Here is a 319-nt window from a genome sequence, read left to right as displayed (position 1 = left end):
GTGCCAGACCTGCCTCTTCGCCCCATCACCCACAACGAGATCGTCGCGGCAAAACCGCTGCCGTACGAAATCGACGGCAAGTACCTGACCCCGGTCAACGGTGGCACGGTGAAGTTTTTCTACCAGCAACTGATCCCGGAAAAAGTGCTCGCCACGCTGGACCCGTTCGAGGCCTCCCGCGCCGTTCGCGAGTCGATTCACACCGAGGTCCTGCAAGTCGGCGAACCGCGCCTGGAACTGCCGGAGCCGGAAGTGGCCGGCGTGGTGGACGGCGTTCTCCCGGCCGACACCGACGGCACCACCCTGACGGTGGTGTACA

Annotated in this window: 1 protein-coding gene; it reads left to right on the top strand. The window is 64.6% G+C overall.

The window, feature by feature from the left end; genetic code table 11:
* A partial coding sequence (locus ACM6IV_RS16205; RefSeq protein WP_414870767.1) for a hypothetical protein occupies window positions 1-319 on the top strand: 319 nt, incomplete at both ends.

It is taken from the genome of Pseudomonas sp. IT-347P (assembly GCF_949768005.1).
Lineage (GTDB): Bacteria > Pseudomonadota > Gammaproteobacteria > Pseudomonadales > Pseudomonadaceae > Aquipseudomonas.
The sequence above is the reverse complement of the archived record's forward strand: the minus strand, read 5'-3'. Positions and strand labels throughout refer to the sequence as shown.